Origin of the sequence: Rhodococcus sp. 11-3 (assembly GCF_023704055.1) — a bacterium.
Lineage (GTDB): Bacteria > Actinomycetota > Actinomycetes > Mycobacteriales > Mycobacteriaceae > Rhodococcus > Rhodococcus aetherivorans.
On record NZ_CP080406.1, the window covers coordinates 2,082,946 to 2,101,771 of the forward strand.

General features: G+C 71.2%; 16 protein-coding genes. 10 read left to right on the plus strand and 6 right to left on the minus strand.

Going from position 1 to position 18,826, the window contains the following annotated elements:
* The first annotated feature begins 73 nt into the window (after positions 1-73).
* From KZJ41_RS10100 to KZJ41_RS10140, 9 genes are all read left to right on the plus strand, one after another.
* Entirely contained in the window at positions 74-1,261 is a 1,188-nt protein-coding gene (locus tag KZJ41_RS10100; protein WP_050034903.1) for an acyl-CoA dehydrogenase family protein, read from the plus strand.
* The gene (locus KZJ41_RS10105) at positions 1,258-2,511 is read left to right on the plus strand and encodes a CaiB/BaiF CoA-transferase family protein (protein WP_065922800.1); all 1,254 of its coding nucleotides are present in this window, start codon (positions 1,258-1,260) and stop codon (positions 2,509-2,511) included. Before KZJ41_RS10100 ends, KZJ41_RS10105 begins: the two co-directional genes overlap by 4 nt.
* Positions 2,508-3,689 carry a mandelate racemase/muconate lactonizing enzyme family protein gene (locus KZJ41_RS10110; RefSeq protein WP_006939130.1) on the plus strand — a complete coding sequence of 394 codons (1,182 nt, stop codon included), beginning with the start codon at positions 2,508-2,510 and terminating at the stop codon, positions 3,687-3,689. Before KZJ41_RS10105 ends, KZJ41_RS10110 begins: the two co-directional genes overlap by 4 nt.
* A gap of 31 nt (positions 3,690-3,720) precedes the next feature.
* Positions 3,721-4,860 carry a CaiB/BaiF CoA-transferase family protein gene (locus KZJ41_RS10115; RefSeq protein WP_043799283.1) on the plus strand — a complete coding sequence of 380 codons (1,140 nt, stop codon included), beginning with the start codon at positions 3,721-3,723 and terminating at the stop codon, positions 4,858-4,860.
* A gap of 317 nt (positions 4,861-5,177) precedes the next feature.
* Positions 5,178-6,638 carry a benzaldehyde dehydrogenase gene (locus KZJ41_RS10120; protein WP_065922799.1) on the plus strand — a complete coding sequence of 487 codons (1,461 nt, stop codon included), beginning with the start codon at positions 5,178-5,180 and terminating at the stop codon, positions 6,636-6,638.
* Positions 6,639-6,689: 51 nt separating this feature from the next.
* Positions 6,690-8,015, plus strand: coding sequence for an MFS transporter (locus KZJ41_RS10125; RefSeq protein ID WP_006939125.1), 1,326 nt, complete (start codon positions 6,690-6,692; stop codon positions 8,013-8,015).
* Between the two features lie 188 nt (positions 8,016-8,203).
* Positions 8,204-9,139, plus strand: a complete 936-nt coding sequence (locus KZJ41_RS10130) for a LysR family transcriptional regulator (RefSeq protein WP_006939123.1) — start codon at positions 8,204-8,206, stop codon at positions 9,137-9,139.
* A gap of 135 nt (positions 9,140-9,274) precedes the next feature.
* Positions 9,275-10,615, plus strand: a complete 1,341-nt coding sequence (locus KZJ41_RS10135) for an MFS transporter (RefSeq protein ID WP_006939122.1) — start codon at positions 9,275-9,277, stop codon at positions 10,613-10,615.
* 3 nt (positions 10,616-10,618) lie between these two features.
* The gene (locus tag KZJ41_RS10140; protein WP_251550717.1) at positions 10,619-12,556 is read left to right on the plus strand and encodes an FAD-dependent monooxygenase; all 1,938 of its coding nucleotides are present in this window, start codon (positions 10,619-10,621) and stop codon (positions 12,554-12,556) included.
* Positions 12,557-12,620: 64 nt separating this feature from the next.
* Here the strand turns inward: KZJ41_RS10140 and KZJ41_RS10145 are convergent, their stop codons facing one another.
* The 5 genes from KZJ41_RS10145 to KZJ41_RS10165 all read right to left on the minus strand — a co-directional run bounded on the left by KZJ41_RS10145 (position 12,621) and on the right by KZJ41_RS10165 (position 16,728).
* Entirely contained in the window at positions 12,621-13,643 is a 1,023-nt protein-coding gene (locus KZJ41_RS10145; RefSeq protein WP_251550718.1) for an alpha/beta hydrolase family protein, read from the minus strand.
* Positions 13,644-14,049: 406 nt separating this feature from the next.
* Positions 14,050-14,580 carry a flavodoxin domain-containing protein gene (locus KZJ41_RS10150; RefSeq protein ID WP_006939119.1) on the minus strand — a complete coding sequence of 177 codons (531 nt, stop codon included), beginning with the start codon at positions 14,578-14,580 and terminating at the stop codon, positions 14,050-14,052.
* Between the two features lie 39 nt (positions 14,581-14,619).
* Positions 14,620-15,468, minus strand: a complete 849-nt coding sequence (locus KZJ41_RS10155) for an alpha/beta fold hydrolase (RefSeq protein ID WP_246872528.1) — start codon at positions 15,466-15,468, stop codon at positions 14,620-14,622.
* Positions 15,465-15,992, minus strand: coding sequence for a flavodoxin domain-containing protein (locus KZJ41_RS10160; protein ID WP_050034910.1), 528 nt, complete (start codon positions 15,990-15,992; stop codon positions 15,465-15,467). Before KZJ41_RS10160 ends, KZJ41_RS10155 begins: the two co-directional genes overlap by 4 nt.
* Before the next feature lie 82 nt (positions 15,993-16,074).
* A complete protein-coding gene (locus KZJ41_RS10165) occupies positions 16,075-16,728 on the minus strand; it encodes an SDR family oxidoreductase (protein ID WP_168579404.1) in 654 nt (217 codons plus the stop codon).
* Positions 16,729-16,887: 159 nt separating this feature from the next.
* Here KZJ41_RS10165 and KZJ41_RS10170 point away from each other — a divergent pair, with 159 nt between their 5' ends.
* Positions 16,888-17,595, plus strand: coding sequence for a type 1 glutamine amidotransferase (locus KZJ41_RS10170; RefSeq protein ID WP_006939113.1), 708 nt, complete (start codon positions 16,888-16,890; stop codon positions 17,593-17,595).
* Positions 17,596-17,599: 4 nt separating this feature from the next.
* On the opposite strand, the gene lhgO is transcribed toward KZJ41_RS10170, so the two are convergent.
* On the minus strand, positions 17,600-18,805 hold the full coding sequence (lhgO, locus tag KZJ41_RS10175; RefSeq protein ID WP_006939111.1) for an L-2-hydroxyglutarate oxidase: 1,206 nt from the start codon (positions 18,803-18,805) through the stop codon (positions 17,600-17,602).
* Positions 18,806-18,826 lie beyond the last annotated feature (21 nt).

Below are 18,826 nucleotides of genomic sequence, written 5' to 3' on the forward strand. Positions count from 1 at the left end.
AGCGCGCGGTCCGGGTTCCGTTCCCGGCTCCGATGAGAAGCGCTGATTCACAACCACTTCGAGGAGATCGATAATGTCTGCCACGGACGCCCTGCATCCGCCGGTCCTCTTCGCGCCGGAACACGAGGAGTTCGCCCAGTGGGTCCGCGAGTTCGCGGCACCGCACGCCGAGAGCTACCTCGAACGCGCCCACCGCGAGGAGTTCCCGTGGGACCTCGCCGAGAAGATGGCCGCACAGGGCCTCCTCGGCCTCGGCGTCTCCGAGGAGAACGGCGGTCAGGGCCGCATCGGCGAGGTGCTCACCAAGACGCACCTCGGCATCGCCCACGAGGAACTGGCCTACGCGAACTTCTACCTCAGCCAGCTCGCCTACACGAACAACCTCACCGGCCCGCTGCTCGAGCGCTTCCTCGCCCCCGATGTCGCGAAGGACTGGGTGCGCGGCATCGTCGAGGGCCGCCACGTCGTCGCCCTCGGCCTGACCGAGCCGGGCAGCGGCTCGGACGCGATGGCCATGCGCGCCAAGGCCGAGAAGGTCGACGGCGGCTGGAAGCTCAACGGCGAGAAGACGTCCATCACCTTCGCCCCGCACGCCAAGGCGATGATCACCTTCGTCAAGGCCCGCGGCGCCACCCCGGAGGAATCCGGCGTCACCGCCTTCCTCGTGCCCCTCGACTCCGACGGCGTGAGCATGCAGAAGTTCCCGGACGCCGGCTGGAAGCCGCTCGGCCGGGCCGGTGTGTTCCTCGACGACGTCTTCGTCCCGGACGAGTACGTCATCGGTGGCGTCGGCAACGGATTCCGGCTCGTCATGAGCGAATTCGACTACACCCGTTCGGTCATCGGCCTGATGTCGACCGGAGTCGCCCGCAAGGCCCTCGACATCACCATCGACTACGTCAAGTCCCGCAAGGCGTTCGGCAAGCCGGTCGCCTCGTTCCAGGGTGTGTCCTTCCCGATCGCCGAGAACGCCACCAAGCTCGAGGCGGCCCGCTGGCTCACCTACCGCGCCCTCTCTCTCGCCGACGCCGGCAGGCCCTTCACGAAGGAGGCCGCGATGACCAAGCTCTACGCCACCGACGTCTCGCTGCAGACCATCCGCGACTGCATCGTCGCCCACGGCCACAGCGGCTTCGCCGAGGAACTGCCGCTGCAGGCCATGCTGCGCGACGTCTCCGGACTCGAGATCGGCGAGGGCACCCCGCAGATCCAGAAGGTCGTCATCGGCCGCGCGCTGCTCGGACGGGAGGCCACCGCATGAGCACCAGCCGGCGCCGCGCCCTCGACGGGGTGCGGGTCATCGACCTGACCCAGGCCCTCGCCGGGCCGTTCTGCACGTCGCTGCTCGCCGACCAGGGGGCCGACGTGATCAAGGTGGAGCCGCCGCGCGGCGACTTCCTCCGCTACGCCGGCCCGTTCGCCTCCGACGACGAGCCCCGCGACTACGGCGGAGTGTTCCAGTCGGCCAACCGCAACAAGCGGTCGATCGTGCTGGACCTGAAGAAGCCCGACGCCCGCGACGTGCTGCTGCGCCTGATCGACGACGCCGACATCCTCGTCGAGAACTTCAGCGCCGGCGTCATGGACCGCTTCGGCCTCGACTACGACACCCTCGCCGCGCGCAATCCCCGCCTGGTGTACGCCTCGATCCGCGGATTCGGCGACAAGACCGGCGGGCACAGCCCCTACCGGGACTGGCCGGCCTTCGACATCGTCGCGCAGGCCATGGGTGGGCTCATGTCCATCACCGGTACCGACGCCGAGCACCCCGTCCGGGTGGGTTCCGGTGTCGGCGACACGGTTCCGGGCCTGTTCGCCGCCTTCGGGATCCTCGCCGCCCTGCGCGACGCCGAGCGCACCGGGCAGGGCCAGTACGTCGACGTCGCCATGGCCGACGCCGTCCTCGCGATCTCCGAGGTCGTGGTCAACACCTACGGCCACACCGGCCGGGTCCCCGGCCCGCTCGGCAACCAGCTGCAGGGCTTCGCGCCGTTCGACACGGTGCAGGCACAGGACGGCGTCGTCGCGCTGGGTGCCCCGCACAACCCGCAGTGGGCCAAGCTCGCCGCCGTCATGGGGCAGCCGGAACTCGTCGACGACCCGCGGTTCGCCACCGACCACGACCGGTGGCTCAACCGCGACGCCGTCTACGAGGTGGTCAACGCCTGGACCCGCACCCGCACCGTCGCCGAACTCATCGAGCTGCTCGGCGGCAAGGTGCCGCTCGGCCCGATCCTCGACGCCGCGGACATCTTCGCGGACCCCCACTTCCGGGCCCGCGACATGCTGCCGACCGTCACGCACCCGCACAACGGCCGTGCCGTCACCGTCCCCGGCATCCCCGCCAAGCTCTCCCGCACCCCGGGCGCGGTCGAGCGCCGCGCCCCGCTCGTCGGCGAGCACACCGTCGAGATCCTCCGGGAGGCCGGCCTCGACACCGCCGAACTCACGGCCCTGGCCGACGCCGGCGCCACCGTCATCCCTTCTTCCGCTCAGGAGCACGTCGCATGATCATCACCAAGGTCGAACTGATCCCGGTTTCCACACCGCTGGTCAAGCCGTTTCTCATGCCGGGGACCAGGATCACCCACATCCATTCCGTCGTGCTGAAGCTGCACACCGACGAGGGGATCGTCGGCTACGGCGACAGCGGCGACACCTCCACCTGGTACCGGGGCGAGACCCAGGAATCGATGACGGCGATGATCGCGAACCACATCGCCCCGGCGTTCCTGATCGGCCAGGATCCGCTCAACATCGAGAAGATCGTCGGGCAGATGGACACCTTCGTCCGCGACAACAACCAGGCCAAGGCCCTCGTCGACTTCGCGCTGCACGACCTCAAGGGCAAGGCCCTGGGCGTGCCCGTGTACCAGCTGCTCGGCGGGAAGAACGCCGACGCCTCCGTGCAGGGCTGGGTCGCCTCCGCCGGCCCGGTCGACCAGGTGGTCGCCGAGGCCGTGCAGGCCCACGAGAAGGGCTTCTGCCTGATCAAACTCAAGTCCGACGGCAACTCCGACCACGACGTGGACAACGTCCGCGAGGTCCGTGCCGCACTGGGCGACTCCGCCCGGATCGTGGTCGACGCCAACGGCTTCTGGAACTACGACCAGGCGCTGAAGACGATGCGCCGGCTGGACCGGTACGGCATGGAGTGCATCGAGCAGCCCGTCCCGCACTGGGACATCGAGGGCATGGCGCGCCTGCGCAGCCGCATCGACACGCCGATCTTCGCCGACGAGTCGGCGCAGGAGCTGCACAACATCCGGGAGATCATCGAACGTCGCGCCGCCGACGGCCTGTTCATCAAGATGCAGAAGGCCGGTGGCCTGCTCAAGGCGCAGCGCTGGCTCACGATGGCGCGCCTCGCCGACATGGCCGTCATGAGCGGCTGCATGATCGGCTCGGGCCTCGAGGCCAGCCCCTCGGCGCACCTGATGATCGCCAACAACTGGGCGTCGCAGTTCACCCACGAGAACCTCGGCCCGCTGATCATCAACAACCAGTGGGAGAACGCCGAGCAGAAGATCACGCAGGACATCGCCCTGAACGTGCCGATCTTCGCCGACGGCAAGCTCTACCCGAACGAGGGCCCGGGCTTCGGCATCGAACTGAACGAGGAGTTCATCGCCTCGCACATCACCGAGGGCAAGCAGACCGTCACCGTCGGCGAGCTCGTCGGCGTCTAGCGACGCCGAGAACCTGCAGGAGAAGATCACGATGACCGAACACCGGACGGGCCCGCTGGCCGGCCTGAAGGTCGTGGAACTGGCCGGGCTGGGACCGGCGCCGTTCGCTGCGATGTTCCTCGCCGATCAGGGCGCCGACGTCGTACGCGTCGAGCGTGCCGGCGCCGGGTTCACCATGCCGATCGATCCGCGGCTGGACACCCTCCAGCGCGGCAAGCGGATGATCGGTGCCGACCTGAAGGACCCGGACGGGCTCGCGACGGTGCTCGCGCTGGTCGAGAAGGCCGACGTGCTGATCGAGGGTTACCGGCCCGGTGTCACCGAACGCCTGGGCCTGGGTCCCGAGGACTGCTGGGCGCGCAACCCGAAGCTGGTGTACGGCCGGATGACCGGCTGGGGCCAGGACGGGCCGCTCGCGCAGCGCGCCGGGCACGACCCCACCTATCAGGCCCTGGTCGGATCGCTGCACGCGATCGGCCGGGCCGGCGGACCCCCGCAGCTGCCGCTCAGCCTGGTCGGCGACTTCGGCGGCGGTGCAATGTATCTCGTATCCGGCATCCTCGCCGCGCTGTGGGAGGCGCAGCGCTCCGGGCGCGGCCAGGTCGTCGACGCCGCGATCGTCGACGGCGTCGCGCACCTGATGGCCAACCCGTACTCGATGCTCGCCGGGGGCGCGTGGCAGGACGCGCGCGGCACCAACCTCATCGACTCCGGGGCCCCGTTCGTCGACGTGTACGAGACCTCCGACGGCCGGCACGTCGCGGTCGCGGCCCTCGAACCACCCTTCTACGCGCAGCTTCTCGCGGGGCTCGGCCTCGATACGGCCGGCGAGCTACCGGGGCAGTGGGACCGCCGGCGCTGGCCGGAGCTGCGCGAGCGGATCGCCGCCGCGTTCGCCACCCGCCCGCGCGACGAGTGGGCGGCAGTCTTCCGGGACACGGATGCCTGTGTCGCCCCCATCCTTTCGATGACCGAGGCGCCCGCCGACGCGCACCTCACCGCGCGGGGCACCTTCCTGTACCGGGACGGTCACCCCGAACCTGCGCCCGCGCCTCGCTTCTCGCGCACCCCGGCGGGCGTGCCGGCCGCGCCTCCCGTGCCCGGACGGGACGACCCGTCCGAGATCCTGCGCACGTGGGGCATTCTCGACGCCGTCGCGCCGACCCCCTGAACTGCAGGTTCACCGGATCCGCGGGTGGCGACCGGCTTCGGTGCCGCCCGCGGTCCCGCATGTCACCATTGTTGAGCAGACCTGTGGAATATCACCGGCTAATTCTGCTTTTCACGCCATTGTGACGTGACCCATACTTCAGGGGCCAACGGAGGGCTCGCTCCCCGGCACCGAGCGAGCGTCCAGCCGCCTCGTCCGGCCGCCTCGGCGGTCCTCACCCACGGCCGCCTCGGCGGTCCCCTCATTCACGGCCGCGACCGCCGCGTGCCCCGCTTCGCCCGCCGGCCGGTCCGGCACCCGTACACAAGGAGTTCGTGATGGCACTTCTCGACGAATCCATCTGGCAGGGAAAGATCTTCGCCGGAGACTGGATCCCCGGCGGCGCCGGTGAGATCAAGGTCGTCGAACCGGCGACCGGCGCGACGCTCGGCAGCGTCGGCCTCGCCGACGAGGGCGACCTCGAACGCGCCGTCGACCGTGCCGTCGCGGCCCAGCGCGACTGGGCGGCCCGCCCACACACCGAACGCGCCGCCGTGCTGCGCCGCGCCGGCGACCTGTGGCAGCGGCACGCCGACGAGATCGAGCGCTGGATCATGCGCGAGTCCGGCTCCCTGCGCCCCAAGGCCCAGCTCGAGACGCACGTCGCGGCGCAGGAGTGCTTCGAGGGCGCGGCCCTGCCCTCGCACGCGCTCGGCGAGATCCTGCCCAGCGAGGCACCGCGCCTGAGCATGTCGAAGCGCGTGCCCGTCGGTGTCGTCGGTGTCATCGCGCCGTTCAACTTCCCGCTGATCCTCGCCATCCGATCCGTCGCGCCGGCGCTCGCCCTCGGCAACGCCGTGATCCTAAAGCCCGACCCGCGTACCGCCGTCTGCGGCGGCGTGGCCCTCGCCCGCATCTTCGAACAGGCCGGCCTGCCCGCCGGGGTACTGTCCGTGCTGCCCGCCGGCGCCGACGTCGGCGCCGCCCTCGTCGACGATCCGCGGGTACCGGTCATCTCCTTCACCGGCTCCACCCCGGCCGGCCGCGCCGTCGGCGCCGCCGCGTCCCGCAACCTCAAGAAGGTCCACCTCGAACTCGGCGGCAACTCCGCGATCGTCGTCCTCGACGACGCCGACCTGGCCGCCACGGTGGCCGCCGGTGCCGCCGGTTCCTTCCTGCACCAGGGCCAGGTGTGCATGACCACCGGCCGGCACATCGTGCACGAGTCCGTCTACGACGAGTACGTCGCGCAGCTCGCCGCCAAGGCCGAGGCGCTGCCCGTCGGCGACCCCGCCACCGAGCAGGTCGCGCTCGGGCCGATCATCGACCACGGTCAGCTCGAGAAGATCCACGCTCTGGTCACCGCGTCCGTGGACGCCGGCGCCCGCCTCGTCGCGGGCGGCACGTACGAGGGCCTGTTCTACCGGCCCACCGTCCTCGCCGACGTCCCCGCCGGCGCCCCCGCCTACGCCCGGGAGGTGTTCGGGCCCGTCGCTCCCGTCGTGAAGTTCTCGACCCTCGACGAGGCCGTGGCCCTGGCCACCGACACCGAGTACGGGCTGTCACTCGGCATCTTCACCCGCGACGTCGGCAAGGGCCTCGCCCTCGCCGAGCGGATCCCCACCGGCATCGCCCACATCAACGACCAGACCGTCGGCGACGAGGCGAACATCCCGTTCGGTGGTCTCGGCGCCTCGGGCAACGGCGCCCGATTCGGCGGTGCCGCCAACAGCATCGAGGCGTTCACCGAGTCGCGCTGGATCACCGTCAGCCGCGACGTGCCCGTCTACCCCTTCTGAGCGGCCCCGCCGACCGGATCTAGCATCGTCCTCGCAGAGTAAGGACCCACCATGACCCTCGCAGACCCAGAGCCCGCCGCCATCGTCGCGCCGGCGCAGCGGAACAAGGACATCCGTCGCGTCGTGTTCTCGAGCTACCTCGGGAGCACCGTCGAGTTCTACGACTTCATCCTGTACGCGACCGCCTCCTCGCTCGTGTTCGGCCCCGTGTTCTTCGCGAACCTCAGCCCCGGCCTCGCGCTGATCGCCTCCTACGCGACCTTCGCCATCGGCTACATCTCCCGCCCGCTCGGCGGCATCGTCTTCGGTCACTTCGGCGATCGCATCGGCCGCAAGAAGATGCTCATGCTGTCGATGACGATCATGGGAGTGGCGTCCTTCCTGATCGGCCTCGTCCCGGCGATACCCACCTGGGGCGCCGCGATGCTGATCCTGCTGCGTGCGGTGCAGGGCGTCGCGATCGGCGGCGAGTGGGGCGGGGCGGCCCTGATGTCGCTCGAGCACGTCAAGGGCCGCAACCGCGGCTTCGCGGCGGCGTTCACCAACGCCGGTGGCCCCACCGGCGCCGTGCTCGGCACCGTCGCCCTCTCGCTCGCTGCTCTCCTGCCGGAGGACGACTTCCTCTCGTGGGGCTGGCGCGTCCCGTTCCTGTTCTCGGCCGTCCTGCTTGCCGTCGGCCTGTTCGTGCGGGCCCGCATCGCCGAGAGCCCCGTCTTCGAGGAGGCGCTGCGCGCCGCCGAGGCGAAGAAGGACCGGACCAAGGAGACCATCCCGCTGGTGACGATCCTGCGCGCGCCGCGCACCCTGATCCTCGCCGGACTGGTGTGCACCGCGCCGTTCGTGATCCAGGCCCTGTTCTCGACGTTCGTGATCACCTACGCCGCCGGGAACGGCGTGTCCCGGTCGCAGGGCCTCACCGCCTTCGCGATCTGCCAGTTCGTCGCGATCTTCGGCATCCTGGGCGCCGCCCGGCTGTCGGACACCTACGGGCGCAAGCCCGTCATGATGACCGGCTTCGTCGGCATGGTCGTCCTGGCGTGGCCGCTGTTCCAGCTCGCCTCGTCCGGCAACTTCCTGCTGGTCGTGCTGGCCTTCGTGATCGCCTGCTCGGTCCTGCAGTCGCTGACGTTCGGCCCCATGCCGGCGTTCCTCGCCGAGCAGTTCGGCACCCGCGCCCGCTACACCGGCGCCTCCCTCGGCTACCAGATCGGCAGCCTCCTCGGTGCCGGCTTCACCCCGGTCATCGTGGCCTCGCTGTACGCCGGCTCCGGCACCATCGGCAGCGTGATCGTGTACCTGGTCGCCGGCTGCGCCCTGAGTGCCGTGGTCCTCGCCCGGTTCGTCAAGGAGAGCAAGGACGTCGACCTGAGCGCCTGATCCGCGTCACCGGCGGGGCCGGGCACCGCACAGGTGCCCGGCCCCGCCGCGCGTAGTCGATGTCGAGCGGGCCCGTGGGAAGGGGAGGTTGTCGCGACCACCGGGCTGTCGCTGCGCCATCCGTCGAGTAGCACCGGCGACAACCTCCCGCTGGGGGTAGAAAGCTCCCGCTCGATACCGTTGCCCGCATGACCCGTCCCGACTCGGTGCCCAACTTCACCATGCGCCAGCTCGCGGCGTTCGTCGCGGTTGCCGAGACGGGAACGATCGCCGGCGCCGCCGAGCGGCTGCACCTGTCACAGTCCGCGCTGTCCGCGGCGCTCACCGACCTCGAGAAGTCGCTCCAGACGCAGCTGGCCGTGCGACGGCGGGCGCGCGGCGTGCAGCTGACGGCGATGGGGGAGGCGGTACTGGCCCGCGCCCGGGTGCTGCTGCACCAGGCGAGCGAACTGCAGGCCGACGCGGTGGGGGAGGGCGGCGGTGTGGCCGGCCCCGTCGCCATCGGGTGCTACCCCGCCCTCGGGCCGACGGTGCTGCCCGCGCTGCTCGCCGGATTCACCCACCGCTTCCCGCGCGCGCGGGTCGAGTTCCGGGAAGACACCCAGAACCGGCTGCGCACCCAGCTCGACAACGGCGAGCTCGACCTCGCGATCGTCTACGACCTCGAACTGTCCGCGGAGTGGCGCAAGGCGACGCTGATGACGCGCGAGCCGACGGTGCTGCTCGACGCGAACCACCGTCTCGCCGGCGGGGACGGCCCGGTGCGGCTGGCCGATCTGCGCGACGACCCGATGGTGCTGCTCGACGCGCCGCCGAGCAGCAACCACGCGATGGAGGTGTGCCGGGGCGCCGGGTTCGCGCCGCGCGTGGCCTACCGCACCTCCAACTACGAGACGGCGCGGGCCTTCGTCGGTCGCGGCCTGGGGTGGACCCTGCTGCTGCAGCGGCCCCCGCTCGACGTGACGTACGAGAATCTCCCACTCGTCGTCAGGCCGCTCGTCGATCCGGTTCCCGACTCCGTCGACGTGGTCGTCGCGTGGCATCAGGACTCGATGCTCAGCCGGGTGACACGAGCATTCATTCACTTCGCGTCCACGGGAAGGACACCCACCGCGAGACCCTGACCTGCGGTGATCCGGAGTACCACGGAATTTCCGGGGTATCAGCACGAATAGTTGCGCTTTTCAACCGCTTGTGATGGGGGTCATGCTTGCCCGGTCCGCCGTGACGCGGGCCGCATCGTGAAAGGCAAGCAACACATGACGATTACCACGCCGGCACCGTCGCCGGAGGTACTGCAGCGCAAGGCCCGCAAGGCTGCGCTCGGCAGTTTCGTCGGCACCGCGATCGAGTGGTACGACTTCTTCATCTACGGCACCGCCGCCGCCCTCGTGCTCGGGCCGCAGTTCTTCCCCGGCACGTCCGAACTGGCCGGCACCCTCGCCGCCTTCGCGACCCTCGCCGTCGGCTTCGTGGCCCGCCCCATCGGCGGCATCGTCATGGGCCACTTCGGCGACCGCGTCGGCCGCAAATCGATGCTCGTCACCTCGCTGCTGCTGATGGGCTTCGCGACCGTCGCCATCGGTCTGCTGCCCAACTACGCCGCCATCGGCGTCGCCGCGCCGATCCTGCTGGTGGCCCTGCGCTTCGTCCAGGGCCTCGGCGTGGGCGGCGAATGGGGCGGGGCCGTCCTCGTCGCCACCGAGAACGCGCCCGCGGGCAAGCGCGGCCTCTACGGCGCCGCACCCCAGATCGGCGTTCCCGCGGGCGTCCTCCTCGCCAACCTCGTGTTCCTGCCGCTCACGGCTGTCCTCGACGATGCCGCGTTCGCGGACTGGGGCTGGCGCGTGCCGTTCCTGCTCAGCGCCGCCCTCGTCGGCGTCGCCATGTGGATCCGGCTCGGGCTCGAGGAGAGCGCCGACTTCGAGAAGAGCCGGGACGCGGCCGGGGACGTCAAGCTCCCGCTCGCCGAGGTCCTCGTCAAGCACTGGAAGACCGTGCTGCTCGCCGGCGGCACCTTCGTCGCCACCAACGGCATCGCCTACGCCTACATGGTCTACGTCCTCAAGTACGGAGAGAAGGAACTGGGCTTCGACAAGTCCACGATGCTGTTCCTGCTCATCGCCTCGTGCCCGTTCTGGATGGCCGGCATGGCGATCAGCGCCTACAAGTCCGACATCGTCGGCCGGCGCCGCGTCTACATCGTCAGCTCGATCGCCCTCGTGATCGTCGCGGCCCTGTTCTTCCCGCTGATGGACACCGCGATCCTGCCCGTGATGCTCGTCGCGATGATCGCCCTCGGCTTCGTCCTCGGCGCCTGCGCCGGGCCGCAGTCCGCCCTGTTCGCCGAGCTGTTCCCCGCCCACATCCGCTACAGCGGCGCGTCGCTCGGCTACCAGATCGGCGCGATCCTCGGCGGCGGCCTCGCCCCCATCGTGGCGACCTCCCTCTTCGCGGCCTTCGGCACCTCGCTCGCCGTCACCGCGTACTTCGTGCTGATCGCGCTCGTCAGCCTGATCAGCATCCTCCTTTTGCGCCACCCCCACGACCCGTCGGTCGCGGTGGCGCCCTCCCATCGGTCCGAGCAGGAAGTGGCCTGAGGCATGTCGACCTACTACCAGCCCCCCAAGTACCCCGCATCCGACTTCCCGTCGATGCAGCCCGACGCCGAGGCGCTGCCCGTCGTCGTCGTCGGAGCCGGACCCGTCGGCATGGCCGTCGCCCTCGGTCTCGCGCAGCGCGGCATCCCCGTGACGATCCTCGAGGCGGCGGACCAGGTCTCCTTCGGCAGCCGCGCCATCTGCATCTCCCGGCACAGCCTCGAGGCCGCCGCACGCCTCGGCTTCGGTGCCGAGCTCGAGAAGATCGTCCTGCCCTGGGTCGGTGGCCGCAGCTTCTACCGGGACCAGCAGGTGCTGCACTTCCGGATGCCGCAGCGCGAGTTCGATGTGCGGCCGCCGATGATCAACGTCTCGCAGTCCGAGTACGAGCAGATCGTCGTCGACACCATCGAGCAGAACCCGCTCATCACGCTGCACTGGCAGGCGAGCATCGCCGGCATCCTCCGCGGCGACGACGAGGTGACCCTCGAGGTCGACACCGCGTTCGGCAAGCGCCACCTGCGCGCCGCGTGGGTCGTCGCCGCCGACGGCGGCCGCAGCCGCATGCGCGAGCTCGCGGGCCTGCGCCTCGAGGGCACCAACTACGAGGGCCGCTACGTCATCGCCGACATCCACTGGGAGTCGGACCTGCCCGCCGAGCGCATGGTCTGGTTCGATCCGCCGAGCAACCCCGGCTCGACGATCATCATGCACAAGCAGCCGAAGAACATCTGGCGCATCGACTACCAGCTCGACCCGTCCGAGGACGCGGAGATCGAGACCCAGGAAGACGCCATCCGGGCCCGCATCGCCAAGCACCTCGACTGGCTGCAGAACGACCTGCCCTGGACGCTCGAGTGGCACGGGTTCTACAGCGCCCGCGCCCTCGCGCTGCGCGAGTTCACCCACGACCGCATCCTCTTCGCCGGCGACGCCGCGCACCTCGTGCCGATCTTCGGCGTGCGCGGCCTGAACTCCGGCATGGAGGACGCCGAGACGCTGGCCTGGCAGCTCGCCGCCGTCGTCCACGGCAACGCCGACGCCGCGCTGCTGCAGGCGTACTCGATCGAGCGGCACGACGCGTGGGAGCAGAACGTCGCGAACGCCGGCAAGTCCACGCTCATCATGTCCCCGGGAACCCACGGGTACCGCACCACCCGCGACGCGGTGCTGGCGCTCGCCGTGGGCCGCCCCGAGTTCGGTGAACTGATCAACCCGCGCCAGTCCAGCGCCACCCACGCTCGCCTGTCGCCGCTGACCTGGCCGGTCGCGGAGGGCCTGACCGGGGTGCTGCCCGGTGACCCCGTCGAGGACCGCCGCGTGCGGGTCGTCACCGCCGACGGCAGCACCGCGTCGTCGCTCAACGTGGTTCGCGGCACCGGCTTCGCCGTCGTGGGCTTCGGCCTCGACGCCGACGGCAGTGCCGCCCTCGCCGCGGCCACTTCCGACCTCGCCGCCGCTCTTGCGCCGGAGAGCGTGCGCGCTGCTGCCGTCGGCGGCGCCGACAGTTCTGTTGCCGTCGGCGGTACCGCCGCCGACGGGGTCACGGTGCTCGACGCGCCCGACCTGGCCGAGGCGCTCGGCGCGACCGCGGGCGAGGCCTTCGTCATCCGCCCCGACGGCCTGCTGCTGTGCCGGGTGCCGGTCGCCGAACTGTCCGGCGTCGCGGCCGCGCTCCGCGCCGGCACGGCACCCGAGGGCCCGGCCGTCCCCGCACGCCCCGCGCAGGTGCTCACCGACGACGAGCAGCGCCGCGAGAACGTGTGGCTGGGTCTGTCGGATGCGCTCGATCAGGTGGACCCGTCCGACCGGGAAGGCTTCCTGGTCCGCCTCGCCCTGCAGCTCGGCTCGCAGGCCGGCCACCGCGAGTTCGAAGAGGCCATCGCTGCGGCGACCGACACGTCGCCGGTGCGCACCGAGGAACTGGCCCCACAGGCCTGAGTCCGTCCGACGACGGCACCCCCGCCCGGCGATCCCGGACGGGGGTGCCGTCGCGCGTTGCGGGTCAGGCGCCGATGGCGGAGCCGAGCATCGGCCAGGCCCGGTGCAGGTCCTCCTGCCAGTAGCCCCAGGAATGGGTGCCCACGGGCCGGAAGTCGACGGTGGCCGGGATGCCGAGCTCGGCGAGCCGCCGGGCCAGCAGATGCGTGCATTCGTTGGTGGCGGCCTCGATGATGCCCCCGACGACGACCTGCTCGGCAAGGTTCGCCGGGTCGCCGGCGACGTTCGGATGATCGAGCCGGTCGTACGGACCGGGCAACCCGGTGCCGTTGGACAGGTAGATCTGCGTCCCGCGCAGCTTCTCGGCGTTGACGTAGGGGTCGTTGGCCACCCATGCGGGGTCGCCTTCGGGACCCCACATGTTGTCGGCGTCGCCGCCACCGCGCACCTCGACGACGAGTTCGACGTAGGTCCGGCCGGGACGGGTGCTCGTCTGGGCACAGCCACTGAAGGCGCCGACACCGCGGTACAGGCCCGGTGCGGACTCCGCGAGACTCAGCACAGAAGTCCCCGACATCGACAGTCCCGCAATGGCATTAGCCCCGGTGGTGCCGAGAGCCGCGTTGACGATCGGCGGCAGCTCGCGGGTGAGGAAGGTCGTCCATCGGTTCCGGCCGAGGACCGGGTCGTCCTGCTTCCAGTCGGTGTAGTAGCTGAACGCGCCTTCGAGCGGCAGCACCACGTTGACGTCCTTGTCGGCGAAGAAGTCGGCCACGTCGGTGCGGTCGAGCCAGGTGAGGGTGCCGCCGTCGCCGCCGCCGGCGCCGGCGAGCAGGTACAGCACCGGGCGTGGGGTGCTCGTGTCGCGCGGCAGCAGCACCGCCACCGGAATCACGCGGCTCATCGACGCCGAGTACACGTGCAGGGTGCGCTGCCGAGGGCTGTTGTCCTCGCTGCGCTCGAGGTACGAACCGTCGGCGCTCGGGGCCGGCTGTGCCGCCGCGGGTGCGGCCACGGCGAGCGCGGCGGCCGTCAGCGTCGCCGCGACGACTGCCGTCACTCGACGGAACGGTCTCGGACGGCGCATGGGATCACCTTCGGTCGGGACGAGATCCTTCGATGCTACGGCGCACAAGAGCCCGCACGGGGCATGTGCGGGCTCTTGTGCGTCGGACGGTCAGCTGAGCAGATCCAGGATAAGTTCGAGCAGGTCACCGAGCTCGATTGAACCGAGCAAATCTTGGAGGCTTGACATGAAAGCTCCTTCATTCTGTTTGTTCGGGCGGACTTTTCATGTGTAACACGAGTGTGGTTGAGTCGCAGGTAATTCGGGTACCGATTGCCCTTTTTATTTGATATTCGGTATTTCCGCCGGTCAGGGCCGGGGAAATCTGCAGATATATGGGTGAGCATATTGTTCGGACCGCAGCCGGGTCGCGGGGATTCGGAATTATGTGCGATTCGCGCGGTCGGCCCGAAATGTGAATTCCCGGCTACGGCCGATCGATATTCCGGACGATCCGGGCGGCGAAGGCGTCGATGTCGGCCCAGTCCCGGTGATCGCCGTACCGGCCGCCGGTCAGGCGGAACACCACCCGGCCCAGAGGCCCCGGCCACTGCTCCGGCTCGATCGCCCCGGCGAAGGCCCGGTACTCGCGCACGTTCGCCGTCGCCCGCAGCGCCGCCGCCACCTTCGGCTCCTTCAGCTTCGGCCGCACCCACCCGGCCAGCCGCGCGGAGATCATCGCGCTCGTCGCACCGATGGTCTGCACCGAGAACAGCCACGCGGGCTTCCCGGCGAGGAGCGCGCGGTGCAGATCCGCGAAACGAGCGGCGGGAGCGAGCCACTGCCCGTTGTGCACCGAGCTGCCGAGCACGATCGCGGCGTAGTCCGACGGATCGACCGGCTCGGCCAGATCCCGCAGGTCCGCGTCGTGCCCGGCTTCGGTGAGCCGCTGTGCGATCCGTTCGGCCACGCCGCGGGCCGCCCCGTATGCCGTCGTGTACGCCACCAGTACCTTCACGTGAGCTCCCTCCACCGACCTGTCCCGATGACGCGACGATTATCCGGCTGTGCCGGAGGGTGCCCGCCAGTTCCCCGGAAAGTCCGGCGCGTCGGGAGTGTCGAGAAAGCTCGAAGCGTCCCTCACGCTCCGCTCACCCGTTATCACGCCCAGGTGGCCCACCCCGGGATGGACGAGCACCCGGCCCCGCGGCACGGCCGCCGCAGCCTCCCGGAACAGCGCCGCGCCGTAGAAGCCGTCCCGGTCGCCGCCGACCACGAGCACCGGACACGACACCTCGGGGAGCCGGGCGGTCACGTCGAAGCGGTCCTCGGCCTCGGCCACGGCGAGGAAATCGTCGTACCCGTGCCGGGCACCCGACGGCTCGAGCAGCCATCCCAGCGTCCACAGCAGCCTGCGCGACCACCATCGCGCCCCCGTCGTCGCCGCGAGCTCCGCCATCGCCCGTCGCGGATGCCCCTCGCGCACGACGGCCGCGGCCCGTCGCTGCACCTCGCGGCCCGGGCCGAGGCGGTGCGCCGACGCCACGAGCACCAACCTGCGCACCAGCGCCGGGTGGTCGAGAGCCAGCTGGAGCGCGACGCTGCCGCCGGTCGAGACACCGAGGACGTCGACCGGGCCGGGGAAGTGGTCGGGCATCGCCTCCGCGTAGTCGCGGGCGAGATCCGCCATGGTGGTCCCCGGCGGCAGGCCCGGCCGGCGGTTCACCCACCACACGCGTCGCGTCGTCGTCCAGGGCGCGATCTGTCCCAGCTGGGTGCGGCGGTCGAAGCCGCGGGGTGGCCGGTGGTGGTTCGACAGGCCGGGCATGAACAGCAGGGGCGGACCCGTACCGGCGCGCAGGTAGGGCATGCCCGAGTTCCAGGTGCCCTCCTGCGCTGCGATCACGCCGCGTCCAGCGTCCGTGCGATGCCCCTCGCCCAGTCCTCGATCTCCTGCCAGTCCCGGAAATCGCCTTTGGGCAAGAGCTTTCGTCCGGCGGGCAGCTTGCGCATCAACCGCGCTCCGACACCGAGCGTCTTCGGGTCGAGGGCGCCGAAGAACACGTGATGCTCCCGTGGCGCGACCGCGTCGGTCAGCTCCGACAGTTCCTGCGGTGCCGCGCTCTCCCGCACGTTCTGTCCCTGTTCGTCGACCTCGTCGGTGCCGAGCGGTCCGCTGGTGAACAGCCAGACCGGGCGGGCGACGAGTCCGTCGCGGTGCTCGCGCACGAACGCGCTCGCCGGCTTCTCCCAGTGCCCCAGGTAGGCGGAACTGCCGACGACGCACGCGTCGTAGTCGTCCACCGACGCCGGAGCCGGCAGTTCCAGAGTGTCCACCACGTGCCCCTCGGTCCGGATCACCTCGGCGATCCGCTCCGCGATCCCGGCGGTGGCGCCGTGCCGGCTGGCGTATGCAACGAGAACCTTCATGGCGGATACCCCTGTCGTCGAGCTGTGCTCCTGCCGGCCCGTTCCACCATCGGCCCCGCCGGCGTCACCCGTCAAGCGCTGCTCAGCCGAGTGCGTCGAGGGCCTCCTCGATCGGGGTGTCCCCGTTGTTGAACTCGATGGTGCGCCGCACCGTCGCGGGCCGGTGCAGCACCGCCGCCGCGACCGCCGCCACGTCCGCCCGCGAGACCTGCCCCTTGCCGGCGTCCGGGCCGGTCTCGATCCGGCCCGTCGGCGAATCCAGGGTCAGCAGGCTCGGGCCCAGGATCGTCCAGTCCAGATCGGTGCCGCGCAGGTGCGCGTCCGCGGCCGCCTTCGCCTCGGCGTACGGATGGAAGCCGTTGTCCTCGGGCACGCCGTGGTCCGGGCCGGCCCCGAAGTACGACACCATGACGTAGCGGCGAACCCCCGCGCGCTCGGCCGCGGTCATCGAGGCGATCGCCGCGTCGCGGTCCACGGCGTACGTGCGCTGCGGATTGCCGCCGCCCGCGCCGGCCGACCACACCACGGCGTCGTGACCGGACAGCAGCGGCACGAGTTCGTCGACGCCGAGGTGCTCGACGTCGGCCACGACGGGGGTCGCGCCCGCGGCGCGCACGTCGTCGGCGTGGTCGGGGTTGCGGATCACCGCGGTCACCTCGTCGCCGGCGTCGGCGAGCAGCCGCTCGAGGTGCAGTGCCACCTTCCCGTGGCCGCCGATGATCACGATCCGTGCCATGTCGAATCCTTCCGTCGCCGGCCCGCCCGTCGGGCCGCCTCCCACCATCGCACCATGGCGGCGGTGGTCCGTGGGGGAGCACCGGTCGGCGACGTTCGCTCACCGAACGTTCACGCCCCGGGCACCCGAGGTGCAACGTACAGCGGGCATGCTGGGGCGATGAACCCTGTCGTCCTGGAACTCCGCCACGTCGAATGCGAGGGCCCCGCCGCGTATCTGCCGGTGCTCGAGCAGTACGCGCAGGTGCGCACCGTCCGGCTCGGGCGCGACCCGGTGCCCACGGCGCTCGACTACGCCGCCGTCGTCGTCATGGGCGGCCCGATGGGCGTCGCCGACGCCGCGACGCTGCCGTGGCTGGGGGAGGAGATCGCGTACCTGCGGTCCGCCGTCGCCGCCGGCATTCCGGTGTGGGGGGTGTGTCTCGGCGCGCAGCTGCTCGCCGCGGCCCTCGGCGCCGACGTCTACACCGGCCCCGTCCCGGAGGTCGGCGTGGGGGAGGTGGAACTCGCGCACGCCTCGGCCGCCGACCCGGTGTGGGGCGAGCTGCCGTCCACCTTCCCGGTCCTGCAGTGGCACGCCGACACCTTCGACCTGCCGCCGGGCGCCACCCTGCTCGCGTCGTCGCGGGCCTACCCGAACCAGGTGTTCCGGCACGGCAGCAGTTACGGCGTGCAGTTCCATCTCGAGGCCGACGCCGACCAACTCGGTGGCTGGCTCGCGATCGACGAGTACCGGGCGTCGCTCGAGGCGGCCCTCGGGCCCGGGTCCGCCGACGCCGTCGCCGCCGAACTGCGCTCGGTACAGCCCGAGACCGTCGCGCACGCGGCGGCCGTGATGAAGCGGTGGCTCGAGACGTACGTCGTGTGAGCGCTCAGGCCTGCAGACCGGCCCGCTCGAGCGCCGCGCCGACGAGGTGCTCGGCGATCGCCATCGACGACGTCGCGCCGGGGGAGGGGGCGTTGCGCAGGTGGACCACGCGCCCGTGCCCGGTGATGACGAAGTCGTCGACGAGCGAGCCGTCGGCCTCCATGGCCTGCGCGCGGATCCCCCGGGGTCCGGGGAGCACGTCGGCGACGGTCAACCCGGGCACGTACTTCGCGGCCTCGGCGACGAACCGCCGGATGCTCACGGCCGTGCGCAGCTCGCGCGTCGCGGCCGGGACGTTGCGGACGGCGAAGCGGCGGAATCCGGGGAAGACGAGGGCGTCGCGCAGGTCCCGCAGCGACCCCGACCGGCGGCGGTACGCCTCGCGGCCCGGCGCCAGGAACGCGTTGGGCCCGACCATGATCGCGCCGTCGATCCGTTTGGTCAGGTGCACGCCGAGGAACGGGTACCGCGGATCGGGCACCGGATAGATCAGTCCGCGCACCCGCCCGGCCGCCTCGGGCCGCAGCAGGTGGTAGTCGCCGAGGAACGGCACGATCGCGGGTGTCGCGAGGTCCCCGGCGCCGTGGGCGAGCCGATCCGACTGCAGGCCCGCGCACGTGATCACCAGGTCGAAGCCGTCGGTGCCGGTGTCGGTGCCGACGAGCACCTCGTCACCGAGGGAGCGGATCGCCGTGACGGGCGTGGCGAGCCGGACGGTGCCGCCCGCCGCGGTGACGTCGTCGGCGAGGGCGGTGGTCACCGCGACGTAGTCGACGATGGCGGTGTGCGGGGAGTGCAGGGCGGCGATGCCGCGCGCGTGCGGCTCGATGTCGGTGATCTCGTCGGGCCCGATCCGGCGGATTCCCGGCACCCCGTTGGCGACGGCGCGGTCGTGGATGGCGTCGAGACGGTCGAGTTCGCTGTCGTCGAGCGCGACGACGAGCTTGCCGCACTCCTCGTACGGCAGGCCGCGGGCGGCGGTGAACTCGGCGAGCAACTGCACCCCGCGCCGGCACAGGCGCGCCTTGAGGCTGCCGGGCGGGTAGTACAGCCCGGCGTGCACCACCCCGCTGTTGTGGCCGGTCTGGTGCGCGGCGAGCCGGGGTTCCTTCTCGAAGAGGGTGACGTCGGCCCCGTGCATCGCCAGCTTCCGCGCGGTGGCGGCGCCGATGATCCCCCCGCCCACGACGGCGGCCCGCAGCGAACCCATGCGCGCCAGCCTACGAGCCGG

Coding starts and splice junctions, on each gene's coding strand:
- KZJ41_RS10120 (WP_065922799.1), top strand. CDS start 5,178: ATGGCACTTCTCGACGAATCCATCTGGCAGGGAAAGATCTTCGCCGGA.
- KZJ41_RS10110 (WP_006939130.1), top strand. CDS start 2,508: ATGATCATCACCAAGGTCGAACTGATCCCGGTTTCCACACCGCTGGTC.
- KZJ41_RS10130 (WP_006939123.1), top strand. CDS start 8,204: ATGACCCGTCCCGACTCGGTGCCCAACTTCACCATGCGCCAGCTCGCG.
- KZJ41_RS10125 (WP_006939125.1), top strand. CDS start 6,690: ATGACCCTCGCAGACCCAGAGCCCGCCGCCATCGTCGCGCCGGCGCAG.
- KZJ41_RS10145 (WP_251550718.1), bottom strand. CDS start 13,643: ATGCGCCGTCCGAGACCGTTCCGTCGAGTGACGGCAGTCGTCGCGGCG.
- KZJ41_RS10165 (WP_168579404.1), bottom strand. CDS start 16,728: ATGGCACGGATCGTGATCATCGGCGGCCACGGGAAGGTGGCACTGCAC.
- KZJ41_RS10100 (WP_050034903.1), top strand. CDS start 74: ATGTCTGCCACGGACGCCCTGCATCCGCCGGTCCTCTTCGCGCCGGAA.
- KZJ41_RS10115 (WP_043799283.1), top strand. CDS start 3,721: ATGACCGAACACCGGACGGGCCCGCTGGCCGGCCTGAAGGTCGTGGAA.
- lhgO (WP_006939111.1), bottom strand. CDS start 18,805: ATGGGTTCGCTGCGGGCCGCCGTCGTGGGCGGGGGGATCATCGGCGCC.
- KZJ41_RS10160 (WP_050034910.1), bottom strand. CDS start 15,992: ATGAAGGTTCTCGTTGCATACGCCAGCCGGCACGGCGCCACCGCCGGG.
- KZJ41_RS10135 (WP_006939122.1), top strand. CDS start 9,275: ATGACGATTACCACGCCGGCACCGTCGCCGGAGGTACTGCAGCGCAAG.
- KZJ41_RS10105 (WP_065922800.1), top strand. CDS start 1,258: ATGAGCACCAGCCGGCGCCGCGCCCTCGACGGGGTGCGGGTCATCGAC.
- KZJ41_RS10170 (WP_006939113.1), top strand. CDS start 16,888: ATGAACCCTGTCGTCCTGGAACTCCGCCACGTCGAATGCGAGGGCCCC.
- KZJ41_RS10140 (WP_251550717.1), top strand. CDS start 10,619: ATGTCGACCTACTACCAGCCCCCCAAGTACCCCGCATCCGACTTCCCG.